Here is a 1,316-nt window from a genome sequence, read left to right as displayed (position 1 = left end):
ACAAGTTTTTATGATCTTAACCCTCTTAAAACCACGTTAGAACGTTTTGTAGACTTTGACAGAATCAATAATGAACCGATTCGTTTTAGTGTAGGAGCCGTCAATGTAACCTCTGGCAATTTCATCTATTTTGATAATACAACGCACACTATTCGTCCTGAACATGTCATAGCAAGCGCATCACTGCCCCCAGGTTTTGCCGCCACTGAAATTGATGGGGAATTCTATTGGGATGGGGGGTTGATTTCTAATACCCCGCTAGAGTGGGTAGTTGAAGGTGAGACGCGTCAGGATACTCTTGCCTTTCAAGTAGATCTTTGGAATGCTCAAGGCACACTACCACGTTCTATTGCCGAGACCATGACTCGCCAAAAAGAAATCCAATATTCCAGCAGGACACGTGCCAGTACTTTTCATTTCCAAAGACTCCAAAGTATTCGCTGCGCACTTGCCAGTCTGCTTTCCAAATTACCGCCTCATTTATCTGAAGGCAAAGAAGCGTCCCTTCTTAAAGAAATAGCGGATCACAAAGTATATAATATTGTGCAATTGATTCATCGCCCAAAACAATATGAAGGACATTCCAAAGATTATGAATTCTCTCTTTTAACCATGAGAGAACATTGGAATGCGGGTTATGCAGACACGGTGAGAACGCTTCAATACCCCCAAATTTTTAAGCGTCCAAGTCATGAAGAAGGCGTATTAACCTTTGATTTATCAAGAAAAGTATAAATCTTAAAGAATAAAAAATTGGGAGCATGATTTTCACATCACCCACCGGATATTGGTTTTTTTCCCATAGGGTTTTGTAATAGCCGCGCGTAGTTGGTGGTACTAATCCCCGCAGTTTTATTACCGTGTATATCACGCGGATTAGGGCAAATTTTTAATCAGATACTCAGAGCAATTTCTTTGATTAATTTATCGTAATAAAATAGAAATAACTAGATGTCAACGTAAAGAATGATTGTCACGTATCATCGTAACAGGCACAATAAAATTATCATCCCAGTTTAACTAATTTAAATGGAATAGATATGGAGAACCTTTTTGGTTGGAGCGAGGTGTTTGATTATAGGCTTTATTTCAGAGGGATCATTATCACACTCTATGCGATAATTCTCTTTAGAGCGAATTCAAAGTAGCGGTTTTAAAACGTTGCCAGAAAGTGCAAACGTTCTGTTTAAAGCAGGTAAAGGACAAAAAGGTCTGCAGGCAGAAGAAGTTGAACTCATATAGGGGTCCTGTGGAAGAACTGACAAAAAGTGGGATTTCAAGATTTAGCCCAACAATCCGTGCAATTTTATTGCAAA

At 39.2% G+C, this 1,316-nt stretch carries 1 protein-coding gene and 1 pseudogene; both read left to right on the top strand.

Translation table 11 applies throughout. The features are described from left to right. Window positions 1-735: DUF3734 domain-containing protein (locus ACQY7T_RS12470; protein ID WP_428413837.1), on the top strand; the 735-nt coding region annotated here is incomplete at its 5' end. 402 nt (window positions 736-1,137) lie between these two features. Beyond that, window positions 1,138-1,242, top strand: a pseudogene (locus ACQY7T_RS12465) (cold-shock protein); the annotation flags it as partial. Window positions 1,243-1,316: the final 74 nt, after the last annotated feature.

The organism is Legionella sp., assembly GCF_965140895.1.
Taxonomy (GTDB): Bacteria; Pseudomonadota; Gammaproteobacteria; order Legionellales; family Legionellaceae; genus Legionella.
The sequence above is the reverse complement of the archived record's forward strand: the minus strand, read 5'-3'. Positions and strand labels throughout refer to the sequence as shown.